16 protein-coding genes and 1 riboswitch are annotated in these 17697 nt (G+C 33.3%); of the genes, 5 read left to right on the forward strand and 11 right to left on the reverse strand.

Annotated features, from left to right (window positions below; all coding sequences use genetic code 11):
- Position 1: 1 nt before the first annotated feature.
- Positions 2-454: a deoxycytidylate deaminase gene (locus tag HM981_RS13290; protein WP_179339296.1), complete on the reverse strand. Its 453-nt coding sequence runs from the start codon at positions 452-454 to the stop codon at positions 2-4.
- A 105-nt stretch (positions 455-559) separates the two neighbouring features.
- Complete coding sequence (locus tag HM981_RS13295) at positions 560-1150, reverse strand: HupE/UreJ family protein (protein WP_179339297.1); 591 nt, start codon at positions 1148-1150, stop codon at positions 560-562.
- A 133-nt stretch (positions 1151-1283) separates the two neighbouring features.
- A riboswitch (SAM riboswitch) is annotated at positions 1284-1407 on the forward strand.
- Positions 1408-1505: 98 nt separating this feature from the next.
- Between HM981_RS13295 and HM981_RS13300 the strand changes: the two genes are divergently transcribed.
- From HM981_RS13300 to metF, 4 genes are all read left to right on the forward strand, one after another.
- On the forward strand, positions 1506-2675 hold the full coding sequence (locus HM981_RS13300; RefSeq protein WP_179339298.1) for a trans-sulfuration enzyme family protein: 1170 nt from the start codon (positions 1506-1508) through the stop codon (positions 2673-2675).
- Between the two features lie 60 nt (positions 2676-2735).
- The gene (locus HM981_RS13305) at positions 2736-3737 is read left to right on the forward strand and encodes a homocysteine S-methyltransferase family protein (protein ID WP_179339299.1); all 1002 of its coding nucleotides are present in this window, start codon (positions 2736-2738) and stop codon (positions 3735-3737) included.
- A gap of 27 nt (positions 3738-3764) precedes the next feature.
- Positions 3765-6440, forward strand: coding sequence for a methionine synthase (metH, locus tag HM981_RS13310; RefSeq protein WP_179339300.1), 2676 nt, complete (start codon positions 3765-3767; stop codon positions 6438-6440).
- Between the two features lie 81 nt (positions 6441-6521).
- A complete protein-coding gene (gene metF, locus HM981_RS13315) occupies positions 6522-7475 on the forward strand; it encodes a methylenetetrahydrofolate reductase [NAD(P)H] (RefSeq protein ID WP_179318923.1) in 954 nt (317 codons plus the stop codon).
- Positions 7476-7479: 4 nt separating this feature from the next.
- On the opposite strand, the gene HM981_RS13320 is transcribed toward metF, so the two are convergent.
- The 5 genes from HM981_RS13320 to HM981_RS13340 all read right to left on the reverse strand — a co-directional run bounded on the left by HM981_RS13320 (position 7480) and on the right by HM981_RS13340 (position 11869).
- Positions 7480-8316, reverse strand: coding sequence for a DMT family transporter (locus HM981_RS13320; protein ID WP_394351711.1), 837 nt, complete (start codon positions 8314-8316; stop codon positions 7480-7482).
- A gap of 65 nt (positions 8317-8381) precedes the next feature.
- Entirely contained in the window at positions 8382-8897 is a 516-nt protein-coding gene (locus HM981_RS13325) for a LacI family DNA-binding transcriptional regulator (protein WP_179339302.1), read from the reverse strand.
- A 3-nt stretch (positions 8898-8900) separates the two neighbouring features.
- A complete protein-coding gene (locus tag HM981_RS13330; protein ID WP_179339303.1) occupies positions 8901-9569 on the reverse strand; it encodes a bifunctional 4-hydroxy-2-oxoglutarate aldolase/2-dehydro-3-deoxy-phosphogluconate aldolase in 669 nt (222 codons plus the stop codon).
- 15 nt (positions 9570-9584) lie between these two features.
- Positions 9585-10802 (reverse strand): 6-phosphofructokinase, encoded by a 1218-nt coding sequence (locus HM981_RS13335; RefSeq protein ID WP_179339304.1) that lies wholly within the window; start codon positions 10800-10802, stop codon positions 9585-9587.
- A gap of 20 nt (positions 10803-10822) precedes the next feature.
- Positions 10823-11869, reverse strand: coding sequence for a sugar kinase (locus tag HM981_RS13340; protein WP_179339305.1), 1047 nt, complete (start codon positions 11867-11869; stop codon positions 10823-10825).
- Positions 11870-12017: 148 nt separating this feature from the next.
- Between HM981_RS13340 and HM981_RS13345 the strand changes: the two genes are divergently transcribed.
- Positions 12018-13037, forward strand: coding sequence for a LacI family DNA-binding transcriptional regulator (locus HM981_RS13345; protein WP_179339306.1), 1020 nt, complete (start codon positions 12018-12020; stop codon positions 13035-13037).
- A 184-nt stretch (positions 13038-13221) separates the two neighbouring features.
- On the opposite strand, the gene HM981_RS13350 is transcribed toward HM981_RS13345, so the two are convergent.
- The 4 genes from HM981_RS13350 to HM981_RS13365 all read right to left on the reverse strand — a co-directional run bounded on the left by HM981_RS13350 (position 13222) and on the right by HM981_RS13365 (position 17688).
- Entirely contained in the window at positions 13222-13983 is a 762-nt protein-coding gene (locus HM981_RS13350; RefSeq protein WP_179339307.1) for an SDR family NAD(P)-dependent oxidoreductase, read from the reverse strand.
- Positions 13984-14014: 31 nt separating this feature from the next.
- Positions 14015-15292 (reverse strand): MFS transporter, encoded by a 1278-nt coding sequence (locus HM981_RS13355; RefSeq protein WP_179339308.1) that lies wholly within the window; start codon positions 15290-15292, stop codon positions 14015-14017.
- Between the two features lie 15 nt (positions 15293-15307).
- Positions 15308-16021: a FadR/GntR family transcriptional regulator gene (locus HM981_RS13360; protein WP_179339309.1), complete on the reverse strand. Its 714-nt coding sequence runs from the start codon at positions 16019-16021 to the stop codon at positions 15308-15310.
- Positions 16022-16347: 326 nt separating this feature from the next.
- Positions 16348-17688: a RagB/SusD family nutrient uptake outer membrane protein gene (locus HM981_RS13365; RefSeq protein WP_179339310.1), complete on the reverse strand. Its 1341-nt coding sequence runs from the start codon at positions 17686-17688 to the stop codon at positions 16348-16350.
- Between the last annotated feature and the right edge of the window lie 9 nt (positions 17689-17697).

Raw genomic sequence — 17697 nt, forward strand, 5'->3', positions numbered from 1 at the left:
ACTATTTCCCATCAAAACGGGAATCTGCATTTAAATCTTCAATATGTTCCAATTCAATTCCTGCTTTTCTTAGAAAATCAATTCCAGAACAATCTTTATAACCTTGACGATAAACCACTCTTACAATACCTGCTTGATGAATTAGTTTACTACACTCTTTACATGGAGATAACGTAATATACAATGTAGCTCCTTGGCAAGATTGCGTAGACGATGCTACTTTTAATATCGCATTTGCTTCAGCATGCAAAACATACCATTTGGTGTAACCTTCATCATCTTCACAATAGTTTTCAAAACCTGTAGGTGTACCATTGTAACCGTCAGAAATGATCATTCTATCCTTAACAATTATGGCGCCAACTTGTTTACGCTTACAATGCGAAAGTTTTCCCCATTCTGTGGCCATGCGCAAATAGGCTTTGTCGTAACGTAATTGTTTTTTATCTGGCATTAAAAATTTGTTGTTGAATAATAGACACTTGCAGGTAACGAATATAAACGCTTAGTATTTTATATACAATTTACTTGTCGTTAAAGTTTTACCAAACTTATGGACTTAACCTAATAAATCACTGTGAATTATCATAGGAATAACGAGTCCAACGGTTATTGAAGAAAGTACCATAATCCAATCTCTACGTGAAAATCTAAAAATAGTCTGACATAAAAATCCAAGAAATAAGACGATGAATACAATAATAACTTGTGCGATTTCAATTCCTAAAGCGAACTCAACAAGCAATTCTAATTTATTTTCAGACTGACCTGAAAACATTTTAAACTCTCTTGCAAACCCTAAACCGTGTATAATTCCAAAAAATAAGGTGGTAAAAAACAACAAGCCTATCTTATTATTTTTAGATTTCTTGCCTGCCGTAAAGACGTTGTAAAGTGCCATGATTAAAATGGTGACAGGAATAAGAAATTCTACCAATTTACCATTAACACTAACAATACCATAAGCTGCTAAAACCAATGATAGCGTGTGACCAACTGTAAATGTAGTTACTAAAAGAAGTACGCGTTTCCAATCATTCAATAGATAAGGAACAGCTAATACCATTAAAAAAAGAATGTGGTCGTAACCATTGATGTCTAAGACGTGGTTCATGCCATATTGAACATTAAACCAAAAATTTTCTAGCATATGTAATATTTTAGGGAAAACCAAAGTTACAATTAAAAGCCTTAGGACGTGGTTAAAATAAAGTGAATAAAATTTGTTTAATCCTATTTTCTTTCGGAATATTGTAATTCATTAAGTTCAAACAACTTTTGAAATGTTATCAAGAAAGGTGGAGGGATTAGACCCTTTGATACCTTAGCAACCCTTAAACTTATTAAGAAGGTGCTAACTTCTACGTAATTGTCGATTCATTTATCGTACAATTGGATAGATAACCAAACATAATTACACATCTGTAATTAAATTTCTATATAACATTTTCTGTACATACGTCTCTGACGTTTTAAGTTTTTTGAGTAATTTAAAAAGATAGAAAATGAGCTCTAAGCATATTGAAACACAAGCCATACGCACACAAATAGAACGTTCGCAATATTTAGAGCATTCTAGTCCTATGTATCTAACATCGAGTTATGTTTTTGAAGATGCTGAAGATATGCGTGCGTCTTTTGCAGATGAAAAAGAAAGAAATATATACAGTCGGTATTCTAATCCAAACACATCAGAGTTTGTAGAAAAGGTGTGTCTAATGGAAGGTGCAGAACGCGGTTACGCCTTTGCATCTGGCATGTCTGCCGTATTTTCAACATTTGCCGCTTTATTAAATTCAGATGATCATGTGGTTTCATGCCGCAGTATTTTTGGTTCAACTCAAACCTTATTTAATAACATATTACCTAAGTGGAATATTTCAACAAGCTATTTTAAAATTGATGAATTAGATACTATTGAAAGTCTAATTCAACCCAACACCAAGGTTATTTATGCTGAGAGCCCTACAAATCCTGCTGTAGACATTTTAGATTTACAACGTTTAGGCGACATTGCAAAAAAGCACAATCTTATATTTATAATAGACAATTGTTTTGCAACACCATACTTGCAGCAGCCTATAAAATTTGGCGCTAATTTAGTAATTCATTCTGCTACAAAATTAATGGATGGACAAGGCAGAGTTTTAGGAGGTGTTACTGTTGGTAGTGCCGATTTAATCCAAAAAATATATTTATTTTCAAGAAATACAGGTCCTGCTTTATCACCATTTAATGCCTGGGTTTTATCTAAAAGTTTAGAAACTTTACCTGTTAGAGTAGACAGACATTGCGATAATGCATTAAAAGTTGCGACTTTTTTAGAGTCTAACGCTAATGTAAATTTTGTAAAATATCCATTTTTAAAATCGCATCCACAATACGAATTAGCAAAAAAACAAATGAAACTAGGAGGCAATGTTGTGGCTTTTGAAATAAAAGGAGGCATTGAAGCAGGCAGAAAGTTCCTTAATGCTATTAAGTTGTTATCACTTTCTGCAAATTTAGGAGACACCAGAACAATTGTAACGCATCCTGCATCTACAACACACGCCAAAATACCAGAAGATGTCCGTTTAGAAACAGGTATAACTTCAGGATTAATCAGAGTATCTGTTGGTTTAGAACATCCAGAAGATATTATTAACGATTTAAAACAAGCTTTAGAAAACTAAGGTTAGTTCGAGTGATTTTATGCCATCGGAATAAAGTTGTATCGAGAACAAAAAAATATTATGAGCACAATAAAAGACGAATTACAAAAGCGAATCTTGGTTTTAGATGGAGCTATGGGAACTATGCTTCAACAATACAATTTTCAAGAAGAAGATTTTAGAGGCGAACGTTTTAAAGATTACCCATCACCTTTACAAGGAAATAACGATTTACTATCACTTACACAACCTGAAGCTATTGCAGAAATTCATGCAAAATATTTTGAAGCTGGCGCAGACATCGTAGAAACTAATACGTTTTCTGGAACTACAATCGCTATGGCAGATTATGACATGGAAGATTTGGTTTATGAACTGAATTATGAATCGGCTAAAATCGCAAAACAAGTTGCTGACAAATTCTCAAAAGAAAATCCTGATAAACCTCGTTTTGTTGCAGGTAGTATTGGTCCAACTAACAAAACCGCAAGTTTATCACCAGATGTGAATCGACCAGAATACAGAGCGATTACATTTAATGAATTACGCATCGCCTACAAACAACAAGTAGAAGCCTTAATTGATGGAGGCGTTGATTTGCTTTTAGTCGAAACTATTTTTGATACGTTGAATGCAAAAGCAGCTTTATTCGCCATTGAAGAAGTAAAAGAAGAACGCCATATTGATATTCCGATTATGGTTTCTGGTACTATAACTGATGCTTCAGGTAGAACATTATCCGGACAAACGGTTGAAGCATTTTTAGCTTCAATATCACATATTCCATTATTGAGTGTTGGTTTTAATTGTGCCCTTGGTGCGCAACAATTAAAACCTTATTTGCAAAGACTTTCTAACGAAACGGAATTTTTCACCTCAGCACATCCTAACGCAGGTTTACCAAATGCCTTTGGAGAATATGAAGAAACACCGAAGCAAATGCAACAATATATTGAAGACTATTTAAAAGATGGTTTAATAAATATAATTGGTGGTTGCTGCGGTACAAGTCCTGCTCATATTAAAGCAATTGCCGAAGCTGCCAAGAACTACGAACCAAGAAAAATTGTCATTCCTGCGTAGGCAGGAATCCACTTTGAAAAGACTAACATGACTCAAAATAAAAATTATCTTACGCTCTCTGGTTTAGAACCTTTAATAGTTACACCTGAAAGTAATTTTATAAATATTGGCGAACGAACCAATGTTACTGGTTCTCGAAAATTTCTTCGACTCATAAAAGAAGAAAAATATGATGAAGCATTAGAAGTAGCAAGGGATCAGGTTGATGGTGGTGCGCAAATTCTAGACGTTAACATGGATGAAGGGATGTTGGATGGTGTTTATGCCATGACGACCTTTTTAAATTTGATTGCTTCAGAACCCGATATTTCTCGAATCCCTTTAATGATAGACAGTTCTAAATGGGAAATCATAGAAGCTGGCTTACAAGTAGCTCAAGGAAAATGTGTAGTAAATTCTATCAGTTTAAAGGAAGGTGAAGCCCAATTTAAACACCATGCAAAACTCATTAAACGATATGGAGCTGCTGTAGTCGTGATGGCTTTTGACGAAGATGGTCAAGCCGATAATTACAATAGACGGATCGAAATTTGTAAACGTTCGTATCATATTTTGGTAAACGAACTTAAATTTCCGGCTCAAGATATCATCTTTGATCCCAATATTTTCCCGGTGGCTACAGGTATGGACGAGCATCGCAGAAATGCACTCGACTTTTTTGAAGCGACCAAATGGATTCGTGAAAATTTACCATATGCTAACGTTTCTGGAGGGGTAAGTAATGTCTCTTTTTCTTTTAGAGGAAATAATATTGTGCGAGAAGCAATGCATTCTGCCTTTTTATATCATGCGATTAAAAACGGAATGAATATGGGAATCGTCAACCCAACAATGTTAGAAATTTATGATGAAATTGACAAAGATTTATTAGAGCGCGTAGAAGATGTTTTGTTTGACAAACGTGATGATGCAACAGAACGCTTATTAGATTTTGCTGAATCCTTAAAAGGACAGAAAAAAGAACATGAAGAAAAGGTATTAGAATGGAGAAGTAATCCTTTACAGGAACGAATTACACATGCCTTAGTTAAAGGTATTGATGCATTTATTCTTGAAGATGTGGAAGAAGCACGTGTAGCTTCAGAAAAACCAATTCATGTTATAGAAGGTCATTTAATGATTGGCATGAACGTGGTTGGTGATTTATTTGGAAGCGGTAAAATGTTTTTACCTCAAGTGGTAAAATCGGCACGAGTAATGAAAAAAGCGGTGGCTTACCTTCAACCCTTTATTGAAGCCGAAAAAGATGGAAAACAAGAATTTGCAGGTAAAATATTAATGGCAACCGTTAAAGGTGATGTGCATGATATTGGAAAGAATATAGTAAGCGTTGTTTTGGGCTGTAATAACTACGAAATTGTAGATCTAGGAGTTATGGTTCCTCCAGAAAAAATAATTGAAACGGCCATAAGAGAAAAGGTAGATATTATTGGGTTGAGCGGTTTAATTACACCATCCCTTGATGAAATGGTTTATGTTTCTAAAGAACTCGAAAAGCAAAATGTGAAAATCCCTCTTATTATTGGAGGAGCAACAACCTCTAGAGCACATTCGGCTGTTAAAATTGCACCACATTACACAAATACTGTTGTTCATATCAATGATGCATCGAGAGCAGTAACTGTCGTTGGAGATTTACTCAAAAAAGATAGCAAAATATATAAAAATCAGATTCGTGAGGAGTACGATTTGTTTCGAGAACAATTCTTAAAACGAACTCGAAAAAAAGAATACTTAACGATAAAAGACGCTAGAAAAAACAAATTTAAAATTGATTGGAATACCTCTGAAATCGTAAAACCAAAACAACTAGGGATTCAAATTATTGAAGATTTTGATATTACAAAACTTGAAGATTTCATTGATTGGTCACCATTTTTTAGAAGTTGGGATTTACATGGAAAATATCCAGCGATTTTAACGGATAATGTCGTTGGAGAACAAGCCACAGAATTATTTGCCGATGCAAAAGTATTATTGAAACGTATTTTTGATGAAAAGCTTTTAAAGGCAAAAGCCATTTTTGGTTTGTTTGAAGCCAATACAATTAACGATGATGATATTGAGATTAAGGATACTTCTGGTAAAATAGTAGATACATTTTTAACGCTACGTCAACAATCCAAAAAATCAGAAGGGAAGCCAAACATTGCTTTATCCGATTTTATTGCGCCAAAAGCCACAGGAAAAAAAGATTATATGGGTTGTTTTTGTGTGTCAACCGGTTTTGGAACCGCAGAATTAGCTGCTCAATTTGAAGCAGAGCACGATGATTATAATTCGATTATGATTAAAGCATTAGCCGATCGATTAGCTGAAGCTTTTGCAGAATACTTACACAAAGAAGTTAGAATTAACCACTGGAATTACACCAATGACAACAACCTAACTAACGATGATTTAATTAAAGAAAACTACAAAGGAATTAGACCAGCACCTGGTTATCCTGCTTGTCCTGATCATTTAGAAAAGAAAACTATTTGGAACCTTTTAAAGGTTAAAGAAAATATTGGAGTTGAACTCACAGATAGTTTAGCGATGTGGCCAGCCGCCAGTGTAAGTGGTTATTATTTCGCAAACCCTGAAGCGCGTTATTTTGGATTAGGAAAAATAAAAGAAGATCAGGTTGAAGATTATAGTAAACGTAGAAATATTTCAAATGAAGAAGCAACGAAATGGTTGAGTCCTAATATTGCGGATTAACAGTAATTCCTGCACAAGCAGGAATCTATTTTATAATATAATTAGTAATTAAAAAGATTCCCACTTTCGTGGGAAGTGCGTATGAAAGTAACAGATCACATAAAAAACGCCAATGGAAAAACCTTATTTTCCTTTGAAATTATTCCACCTAAAAAAGGAAATAGCATTCAGCAACTCTATAATAATATTGAGCCTTTAATGGAATTTAACCCACCTTTTATAGATGTTACAACCTCTAGAGAAGAATACCTCTATATTGAAAAAGAGGGGCTTCTAGATCGTAAGATTACACGTATGCGACCAGGAACTGTTGGTATTTGTGCTGCTATTAAACACAAATATGACGTTGATACGGTTCCGCATGTATTGTGTGGTGGATTTACAAAAGAAGAAACAGAGTATTTGCTTGTAGATTGTCATTATCTAGGTATAAATAATGTGATGGCCTTACGAGGAGATGCTATGAAGCATCAACAATATTTTGAGGCTTGTGATGGAGGACACCAATTTGCAAAAGGTTTGGTGAGTCAGATTCAAAATCTTAATAAAGGGCAGTATTTACATGATGTTCTTGAGGCTGATGACAAATCTGATTTTTGCATTGGAGTTGCTGGTTATCCTGAAAAACATATTGAATCACCATCTTTAAAGACGGATTTAAAACGTCTAAAAGAAAAAGTAGATGCAGGAGCTGATTACGTAGTTACGCAAATGTTTTTTGACAATAAAAAGTATTTTGAATTTGTTTCAGCTGCTAAAGCAGAAGGGATTAATGTACCTATAATTCCTGGTATTAAACCTATTGCCGTAAAGCGCCATTTACAGTTATTACCACAAGTTTTTAAAATTGATTTACCTGAAGATTTAATAGAAGCTGTAGATGGTTGTAAAAGCAATGAACAAGTGCGGCAAGTTGGCGTAGAATGGGCTATTCAACAATCTAAGGAATTACAACAAGCAGGTGTTCCTGTTTTGCACTACTATTCTATGGGAAAAAGTGACAATATAAAAGCGATTGCTTCTGAGTTGTTTTAGTATTCTATTTTTTCTTTGTCACAACGTTCAACGTTAAGCCCAAGACAATAAGTAAAATTCCGAAAACAGTCCAAATGGTATAAATTTCGCCAAACCAGAATAAGCCGATGATCATGGTGAAAATAACCTCTAGATATTTAAGTGGTGCTATTTGATTGGTCTCGCCTACTTGCATGGCTTTGGTCATGTACAATTGCGCAAAATAGCCAAAAACACCTAAACTTAATAATACTAGCCATTCTTTACCAACAGGATTTACCCAATTACTTATAGATAAAAGTCCACCAATAACTGCAGAAATAAACATAAAGTAATTAACGATAACTACAGGATGATCTGCATCTCCAATTTTTCGTATTGTGATATAAACTAAACCAGCAAACACAGCAGATGTTAATGCCAAAACAACACCTGTGATTTGTATTTCTGTGTCATCAAATCCTTTTAAGATTAAAACACCTGCGAATGCAATTCCAAAGAATAACCATTGTATAGGTTTTATCTTTTCCTTTAGAATAAATAGCGCAAAAATAGTAGCAAAAATGGGTGCTATGTATCGTAAAGAAACTGCGGTTCCCATGGCTATATATTTTATAGACATAAAGAATAATACCATTGAAATAAGACCAACGACACTTCGCATTATCATTAAACCTTTCTTATTTCCTAATAATGAAATCTTATTTTTTAATAAAAATGGAATGGTAAAAAACAAAGAACCTAGCGCTCTAAAAAACACGATTTGATAAACACTAAAATTGTTTAACGACTTTACAAATACATTTAAAAACGTAAATGCTAATGCGCTAATGATCATGTATTGTATGGCCTTCTTCAGAATATTAGTATTTTGAAATTATTAAGTGATAAAAAGATCTAATATAAAGGAATATAGAAACTAAACCTTTAGGCATTAAGCAAATTAATTAAACTATCATAAGAGAGTTGTTTAATCTCATCTACAGATTGACTCCCTTTAATCTGAAGTAATTCTATTGGAAATGAATTACCTGTGTATTCTGATTTTTCCTTATGTTCTGATGAGACAACTATAATTCCATCAATGGAACCATCGCTTAGACTTTTTATATAATCTAACTCTTTAGTTGAAGAGTTAAAAGACTGATAAAACAGAATTCTATAGCCTAACTTTTCTGCAGATTTTTGCAAATAGCAAAGTGAATAACCATAACATGTTTCAGTAACCTTTGGTAATATTACAGCGATAGAACCCGTTTTTTGAATTCTAAGTGAAACAGCATAATTATTTGGAACGTAATTATGCTGTTTTGCTATAGTTTTAATTGATTCTCGTGTGGCTTTACTAATCTCAAGCTTATTATTTAAAGCCTTAGATACCGTAGATATAGAATATCCTGATAAAAATGAAATTTGTTTTATGGTTATAGCCGACGATTTCAATAGTTATGATTTTAAGTCACTAATTATACTTAATGCATTTCTTGTATCTGATTCAATTTTTGCTAAATCATAGTTTCCATCTGCACCTTTAGCTATAAGTTTAGAGCCCATACCTACACAAGTTACACCAGCTTTAAACCATCCTTCTAAATTCTCTCTAGTTGGAGAAACACCACCTGTAGGCATAACGCTTGTCCATGGTTGAGGACCTTTAATAGCCTTAACAAAATCAGGACCATAAATACCACCTGGAAAAAGTTTTACAACCTCACAACCTAATTCTTCTGCTCTACAGATTTCAGTTAAAGAACCACATCCAGGAGACCATGCCACTTTACGTCTATTACAAACAATAGCGATATCTTCTCTTAAAACAGGTGTTACTATAAAGTTGGCACCTAAAGCCATAAAACGTGAAGCTGAAGCTGCATCTGTAACAGAACCAACACCCATAATCATTCCTGGTAACTCTTTAAGAACCCATTTGTTAAGCTCTCCAAAAACTTCGTGAGCAAAATCTCCTCTTGCTGTAAACTCTAATAAACGCGCACCACCATCGTAAGTCGCTTTTATTACTTGTTTACCTATTTCTAAATCTGCATTATAAAACAAAGGCACCATTCCTGTTTCCTTCATTACGTTTGCAACTTCTATTCTTGTATAATTTGCCATAATATTATCTTTTATTTAATTCCAGTTTAATATTTTCTTGAAATCATATGCCTCTGGATTCGGTAAATATGTTTTCGCTTTGTCGTAATCTTTTTCTTTTAAAAAGAATAAATTATCTATAAACAGTTGTGCCATATCTGAATTGATATCTACCAACCTTGGTGGAATTTTCCCATTTTCATCTTCAAAATCTTTAAGATATAATGGTTTTATATCTCCACTTGAATTTGCACTAACGATACAACCTGTAATTCCTTGGTCGAATAATTTTTTAACACCAATACCTAATAACGTACAAAGTGTTAAATCGAAGGCTATTGGATTACAACATCTTAATTCGTAACCTAATTCTACAGGTCTCGATTTTATTTCCAAGCCAATTTCTTTAAGTTTAACTTGTAATAAATAATTAAAAATATGTGATTTACTTACATTACCTAATTCAGGATGTCCATGATCATCATACGTAAAATTAATGCCTGAGTTTATAATTTCGTCTTCATCCATAAAATGAAATACACCTTCACTAACTAATGCAACACCATATTCTACACCCATGATTTTACATTTTACAATTGATGAGATAATCATGTTGATTAACTTCTCAAAAGTAATGTTGGTTTTGTCGAACATTTCAGGAATAATCATCATTTGAAAATGACATGCCGAAGCAATACCAAAAGCTAAATGACCTGCTGAACGTCCCATTGCAGACATTACAAACCAGTTTTCACTAGTCCGTGCATCTTCATAAACTGTATTCCCAATTCTTACGCCTTCGTCTTTTGCAGTATGAAAACCAAATGTTGGATTTCTGTCTGGTAAAGGCAAATCGTTGTCAATGGTTTTAGGAACATGGATATGTGCAACCTCTAAACGCTGTGTATTAAGATATTTGGTTAGTCTATTGGCAGTAGATGCTGTATCATCACCACCAATAGTAACCAATAATTTTACATTATTCTTTTCAAAAAAATCAGCTTTAAAATCGCTGTCTTTGGGTTTAAATCTACTCATTATAAGCGTAGAACCACCACGACTAAAAATACGATCTGCATGATGAAAATCAAACATCTTCACTTCAGGATTATCAGAGCACAAACCTTGATATCCATGGTGGACACCAATAACCTCATAACCGTCTTTTAGAAACGTTTTGGCTAAAGTGCTTATTACTGTATTAATTCCTGGAGCAGGACCTCCACCGCAAATTATTGCTATTGATTTTTTCAAAACTTTAAAAGGTTTTAGATTTATCTAGCAACACGTCCAGATGCATCACCACCCATTAATTTTTCTACTTCCTCAACAGTTGCTAAGTTAGCATCTCCTTTGATTGTATGTTTTAAACATGACGCTGCAACAGCAAAATCTAATGCATTTTGATCATCTTCAGGATACTTTAATAAACCGTAGATTAATCCACCCATAAATGAATCTCCTCCACCTACTCTATCAACGATATCAGTAATTTGGTATTGACGCGTTTCGAACATTTTAGTACCATCGTATAAAACTCCAGCCCAAGTATTATGGGATGCAGAGATAGATCCTCTTAATGTTGTAATTACCTTTTTAGCTCTTGGGAATTTTTCCATCATTTGCTTACAAACAGATAAGAAAGCTTCTGCTTTTACATCATGTCCTTGTGTTGTAATATCTAATCCTTCTGGCTTAATATTAAAGTGCTTTTCAGCATCTTCTTCATTTCCTAAAACAACATCACAATACGATGTTAATTCAGTCATTATTTTTTCTCTATGTGCATCATCACAGAACGTCCAAAGTTTAGCTCTATAGTTTAAATCTGTAGAAATAGTAACACCCATTTCACTAGCGATTTGTACAGCTTCTAAACATGCATCTGCTGCACCTTGAGAAATTGCTGGTGTAATACCTGTCCAATGAAACCAAGCGACATCTTTAAATACAGCTTTCCAATCTACCATACCTGGTGTTATTTCAGAAATAGCAGAATGTGCTCTATCATATACCACTTTAGATCCTCTACTTACTGCACCTGTTTCTAAAAAATAAATCCCTAAACGGTCTCCACCATAAATAATTTTATCTACACCAACACCTCTTTTGCGCATTTCCATCATAGCACAAGCACCAATATCATTTTTAGGTAAACGTGTTACAAAATCTACAGGCACACCATAGTTTGCTAATGATACTGCTACGTTAGATTCTCCACCACCATAAATAGCGTCAAAACTATTAGCTTGTGAAAATCTTAAAAATTGTTGAGGTGCTAATCTTAGCATAATTTCTCCAAAAGTGACTACTTTTTTCATTCTGAATGTTGTTTATTTAGTTATAAAATGATTATTTGCTTAATCGATTAACCAACATGATTAAAAATAAATCAAAACGAATTGGCTTTGATTTTTATCATTAAAAAATATTATATTTGCTTAATCGATTAAGCAAATATAGAAAAACTTGGCGAATAAAAAAAGAACAACACTAAAAGACATTGCTAACAAGCTAAATATTTCTCCTGCAGCTGTTTCTAAGGCTATGCACGACGATTCTCGTATTAGTATTAAGACTAAAGAAGCTGTTAAACGTGTTGCTAAAGAATTAAATTACCAACCTAATCATTTGGCCAGTGCTTTACGTAAAGGTAAAAGTCATTTAGTTGGTGTTATTGTTCCAAGAACTAATAGTAATTTCTTCTCTTCCGTACTAGAAAATATGGAATCTGTGCTCAACAAAGCGGGTTACAATATTATTATCACCCAATCTAACGAGTCGTTTGAAAAAGAATGTAAAAATATAGACACCCTTTTATTTACTCAAGTTGATGGTATAATTGCATCTATGGCAAATGAAACGGTTGATTTATCTCATTATGAAAAAATAAAATCAAACGGTATTCCTTTAATCATGTTTGATAGAGGTGAAAATGATCTAAATGTGGACTATATTGGTATTAACGATTATGAGAGCAGTCATATAATTGTTGAGCATTTAGTTGAAAAAGGCTGTAAACGTATCGCTCATATTGGTGGCTATAGACGTACTCGTATTTTTAACAATAGAATTAGAGGTTATGTTGATGCTTTAAAGAAAAACAACCTCCCTATTGATGATAGTCTTATTATTGAAAGTTCATTAACGCTTGAAGATGGAAGACGTGAAATGGAAAGACTTCTAGAATTAAAAGATAGACCAGACGCCGTTTATGTAGCTAGTGATTATGCTGCTCTTGGTGCATTGCAAGTTTTAAATGAAAATAAAGTAAATGTACCAAAAGACATCAGGTTAGTAGGTTTTGGAAATGAACCTTTTACCTCTTTGGTTAGTCCATCCATAACTACTGTAGCTCAACACAGTAAGGATATAGGCCGTATTACTGCTGAAACATTTTTAAATCATGCCTCTAAAGACGACATAAAACAAAGTTTGAATAAAATAATCCTTGATGCTGAATTGATTGTTCGGGATTCTTCAAAATAAGCATAACGACTTTATTCAAGATAAATGACATAGTAACATTGTATAGAATAAAACGCTTTTTAAACTCGATAATTTACAGAAGATAACAAGCCATAAAAAAAGTGATTAAACATATGTTTAATCACTTTTTTTTAAATATAAAACCAAATTCAAAATTTAGCTCAAAGCTAACCTGAAATTGCTATTAAATACCTAATGCTTGTCCACCACCAATTTGTATAGTTTCTGCTGTAATAAAAGCAGCATCTTTACTTGCTAAGAATGAAATTACACCAGCAACATCTTCTGGCTGACCTAATCTACCTAACATAATATTGTTTGCCCAAGAAGCAAAAACTTCTGGTTTAGTTGCTTTAATTTGTGCATGAAAAGGAGTGTCAATAGTACCAGGAGATACTGCGTTTACTCTAATTCCGTATTCTGCTAAATCTTTTGCTAACGCTCTAGTAATTGCATGAACACCTGCTTTAGACGTACCGTATATTCCTGCTCCAGGTCCACCAGCTGTCCATCCTGCGTTAGATGTATAGTTAATAATTGAAGGATGCTCTCCTTTTTTCAAGAACTGTATTGCAGCTCTAGAAGCAAAAAATACAGAATCCAAGTTTAATGCCATTACAAATCTGTAAAAATCAGTAGTCATTTCTTCAAAACGAGAACGACCACCTAATCCACCTGCATTGTTTACAAGTACATCAATTCTACCATATTTCTCACCAATTTTAGTGATGTTTGAAGTTACTTCTTCTTCTTTAGTTACATCAAAACCTAAATATTCAGCAGTGATTCCTTGATCTGTAAGTTCTTTTAATTTTTCAGCACCTGCAGCATCATCTATTCCGTTTAATACTACTGTATAACCATCTTTACCTAATCTTTTTGCTACTTCAAAACCTATTCCTCCTGTAGCTCCTGTTACAACAGCTACTTTTCCTGTATTACTCATAATATTTTTAATTTATTCTATTATACTTTTTTTATTTGTTTTCTACTGGTTCTATCTTTTTAATCAAGGTGAAAATCGATAACACAGCTAATGGAGCCAATACTGCAATTACAATAAATGCTGGTGTATATGAGACTGCAGCTATTTTAGGGATTAGAGTATTCATAATTATTACAGATACAGCAGCAACAGTTCCGGCTAATCCTGCTAATGTTCCAACAGAAGGCCCTTTTAATAAATCACTTGATATCGTTTGAATATTTCCAATAGCAAACTGAAAACCGAAAAGAACGACAGCAACGATATATATAAACGTCATTGGGTTGTTTTCATTAACTAAGAAAATAATACCTAATAAACCTAAGAAGATTAATGATCCTCCAATTGTTATAGTTATTTTTCTAGATGCATCAACAGATTTAGTTTCCATTAATTTACCACTATACCATCCACCTACTATACTTCCGGCCATACCTCCTAAATAAGATATCCAAATTGTAGCTCCAATTTCCTCTATACTAAATCCAAATTCAGAATTTAAATATAAAGGCATCCAACCTACAAACAACCACCATATTGGCTCAATAAAAAATCGAGAGGCTAAAACTCCCCAAGATTCTTTAAAGCTCAAAATTTGCAATACACTAAGACCTTTTTCTTTTTTAACTTCAGTAGATTTAACCGCTTCGATTCTACTGTTTAAAATAAGATTTCTTTCTTCGTCTGTAATCCAAGGGTGAGACTCAGGCGTTGTTTTATTAATAAACAACCAAGGAATTACCCATAATAAACCAATTGCACCTATTATAATAAATGTTGTTCTCCAACCAAAATGACCATATAGATAAGCAATTAAAATTGGTGCAATAACACTTCCTAAAGAAGCACCTGCATTAAAAATACCTTGTGCAATAGCACGCTGTTTAACAGGGAACCATTCTCCATTACTTTTTACAGCTCCAGGCCAATTTCCCGCTTCTCCAAATCCTAGAAGACCTCTAAAAAGCGTTAGCGAAAATAATCCTCGTGAGACTGCGTGAAGTATTGATGCAACGGACCAAACTACAATAGATACCGTGAAACCCATTCGAGTTCCAATGATATCATATAATTTTCCTGACAAAAACTTACCTAATGCATAGGTAATCATGAAGACATTAAGCATTACTGCATAATCAGACTCATCCATCCCTAAGTCTTTCCCCATTTCTGGCCACATAACGCCAAATGCCGTTCTATCAATATAGTTAATAACTGTCGCTAAACATATTAATGTTATTATCCACCAACGTAAACCTTTAATTTTCATATTTTCTTAGTATAATTAGGATGACTTCTTAATATTATAACAGTATTGATATAAAGCATTAAAGTGATCTTTCATTTTTTGTTTTGCCAGTTTTGGATTTTGCATCTTTATGGCATTATAAATAGCATTATGTTCTTCTATACCTTGATTACTAAGGTTTTTATCACATACATGATACCTTTCAAAATTAGTAATGATTTCTGGTGTTATAATTAACATAAAATTATTCAATGAACTATTTCCACTAGCTTTGGCTATTGCTAAATGAAATAATAAATCTTCTTGTACTGCATCTTCACCACTTTGTACCTTCTTAGCATAAGCGTCTAAAGCTGCTTTTATTTTCTCTAAATCATCTTCCGACCTTCTTAAAGCTGCTAATCTAACTGTTTTTAATTCTAGTAAAATTCTTGTTTCTACTAAAGCTTTAAAGTCTGGATCTTCTAGCTTTAAAATATCTTCAATCATTCCGTTCATAGCAATAACACCAATGTTAGCTACGAAGGTTCCGCTTTGTGGAATAGATTCTAACAATCCATATAACTCTAGTTTCTGGATCGCTTCTCTTACATTACTTCTTGTGACTCCAAATTTTTCGGATAATGTACGTTCTGAAGGTAATTTATCTCCTGGCTCAAGATTCTTTAAATTAATAAGATCACCTATTTTAGAAATGATTGCCTTCTGTGTATCAAGACTATCTATTTTAGCTAATATTTTTAATTTCATATCTTAAACTTTAAAAATTGGTTACCCAGTTATACGAGCGGAAGTTATATAAATAATATACAAATATTTTAAAATTAATAAATTTTTAATAGTGCTTAAAGAATCCTACTTATAACGACTAAACAACAGTAGAATTCAATAAGCGACTAACTCAAATATGTTTATAATCCCTAAGTTATAATTGCAAAAATTCTCTTTTAGAAAAAGGCTTTTAGACTTTTTAAAAAAAAGTTAATTTCTACTTTAATAGTTTCTTTCTTTGTAAAATCATCATGCAAGCATTAGGCTGCATAAGATGACTTACAAAGAAAGAAATCTAATAAATATTAATATCCTGAATTTTGAGTAATAACTCCATTAGTTGCAAGAACTTCTGATACAGGAATAGGGAACAGATAATAATCGCTGTTTATCGATACTCCCATTTCTGCACTTGCAGTACCTGTTCTAACTAAATCAAACCATCTTTGTCCTTCAAAGGCCATTTCCAATCTTCTTTCATCAGCAATCACTTGTCTTACATCAGCCTGCGAGCTTACAGTCCCTGTTAAACTATTAAGACCTGCTCTTGTTCTAATATCATCTAACAACGGAAGTACCGTTCCTGCAGAAGAACCATTTTCATTTAATGTTTCTGCATATAACAAAATAACATCTGCTAATCTAATTTCTATCCAATTGTGCTCAGTACCATTTTCTCCTTCTTTAGGAAATTTTACAGCTGTGAAACCATCAGCAGAAAGTGTTACCGCTCTTCTTAAGTCAGTACCTCCACCTGAAGCATCACTAGCATCAAAAGCAGCAACTAAATCTTGGTCTACTGGTAAATCTGCTTTTGAGTCATCACCAACATACCAATTCCAAAAATCAGAAGATTCGTCATATTCATCTGTTATAGATCCAGATATATTATTTGAAAAAATAATTTCAGAATTCGCAATTTCATTTACAAAACCAAATATTTCATTATAATTAGTTTTTAAACTAATACCTGCACCAGGAGCTTCACTAATAACAGCAGACAAATATGTTTCAGCATTAGGAAAATCTCCCATGACAACATAAACTTTTCCTAATAAAGCTTGTGCTGCAAGTTTTGTTGCTCTTCCTTCAAAAATTAAACTATTATTTAAACCAGTGATTGCATCTGTAAAATCAGGTATAATAACATCATTATAAATATCTGCAGCAGGTTGCCTAACCAAAATTGAAGTATCAGTTAAACTTGGAGTAGCTGATAAATTAACAGGAACATCACCAAAAACTTGCACTAATTTAAAATAAGATAAAGCTCTTAAAAATTTTGCCTCTGCAACTTCTGTAGCATCTTCAGAGTTTTCGACAATATTGTTTGCACTAAGTATAGATTTATATGCAGCCGTGTAAAATGGCCCGAAGAATTGATCTTCCATAGCTGTTAAACCACTATCATATTCATCAAACTCCGTATATGGAGATTCGTCCATTAACGCATTGTCTGATCTAAACTCACCCATAATAGCCAATGGAGTAACAGTACCAAGTTGATAATAGTATGCTGCGTTTAAAACTTCACCATAGCTTGTTAAAGTATCTGATTCTGCCTGATTAGGTGGGGTCTGATCCAAATCTGTAGAACATGCTGTTATAAAAAACAGCGATCCTAGTAATATATATATTTTTTTCATTTTATTTTT

The sequence above is a fragment of the Winogradskyella ludwigii genome (assembly GCF_013403985.1).
Lineage (GTDB): Bacteria > Bacteroidota > Bacteroidia > Flavobacteriales > Flavobacteriaceae > Winogradskyella > Winogradskyella ludwigii.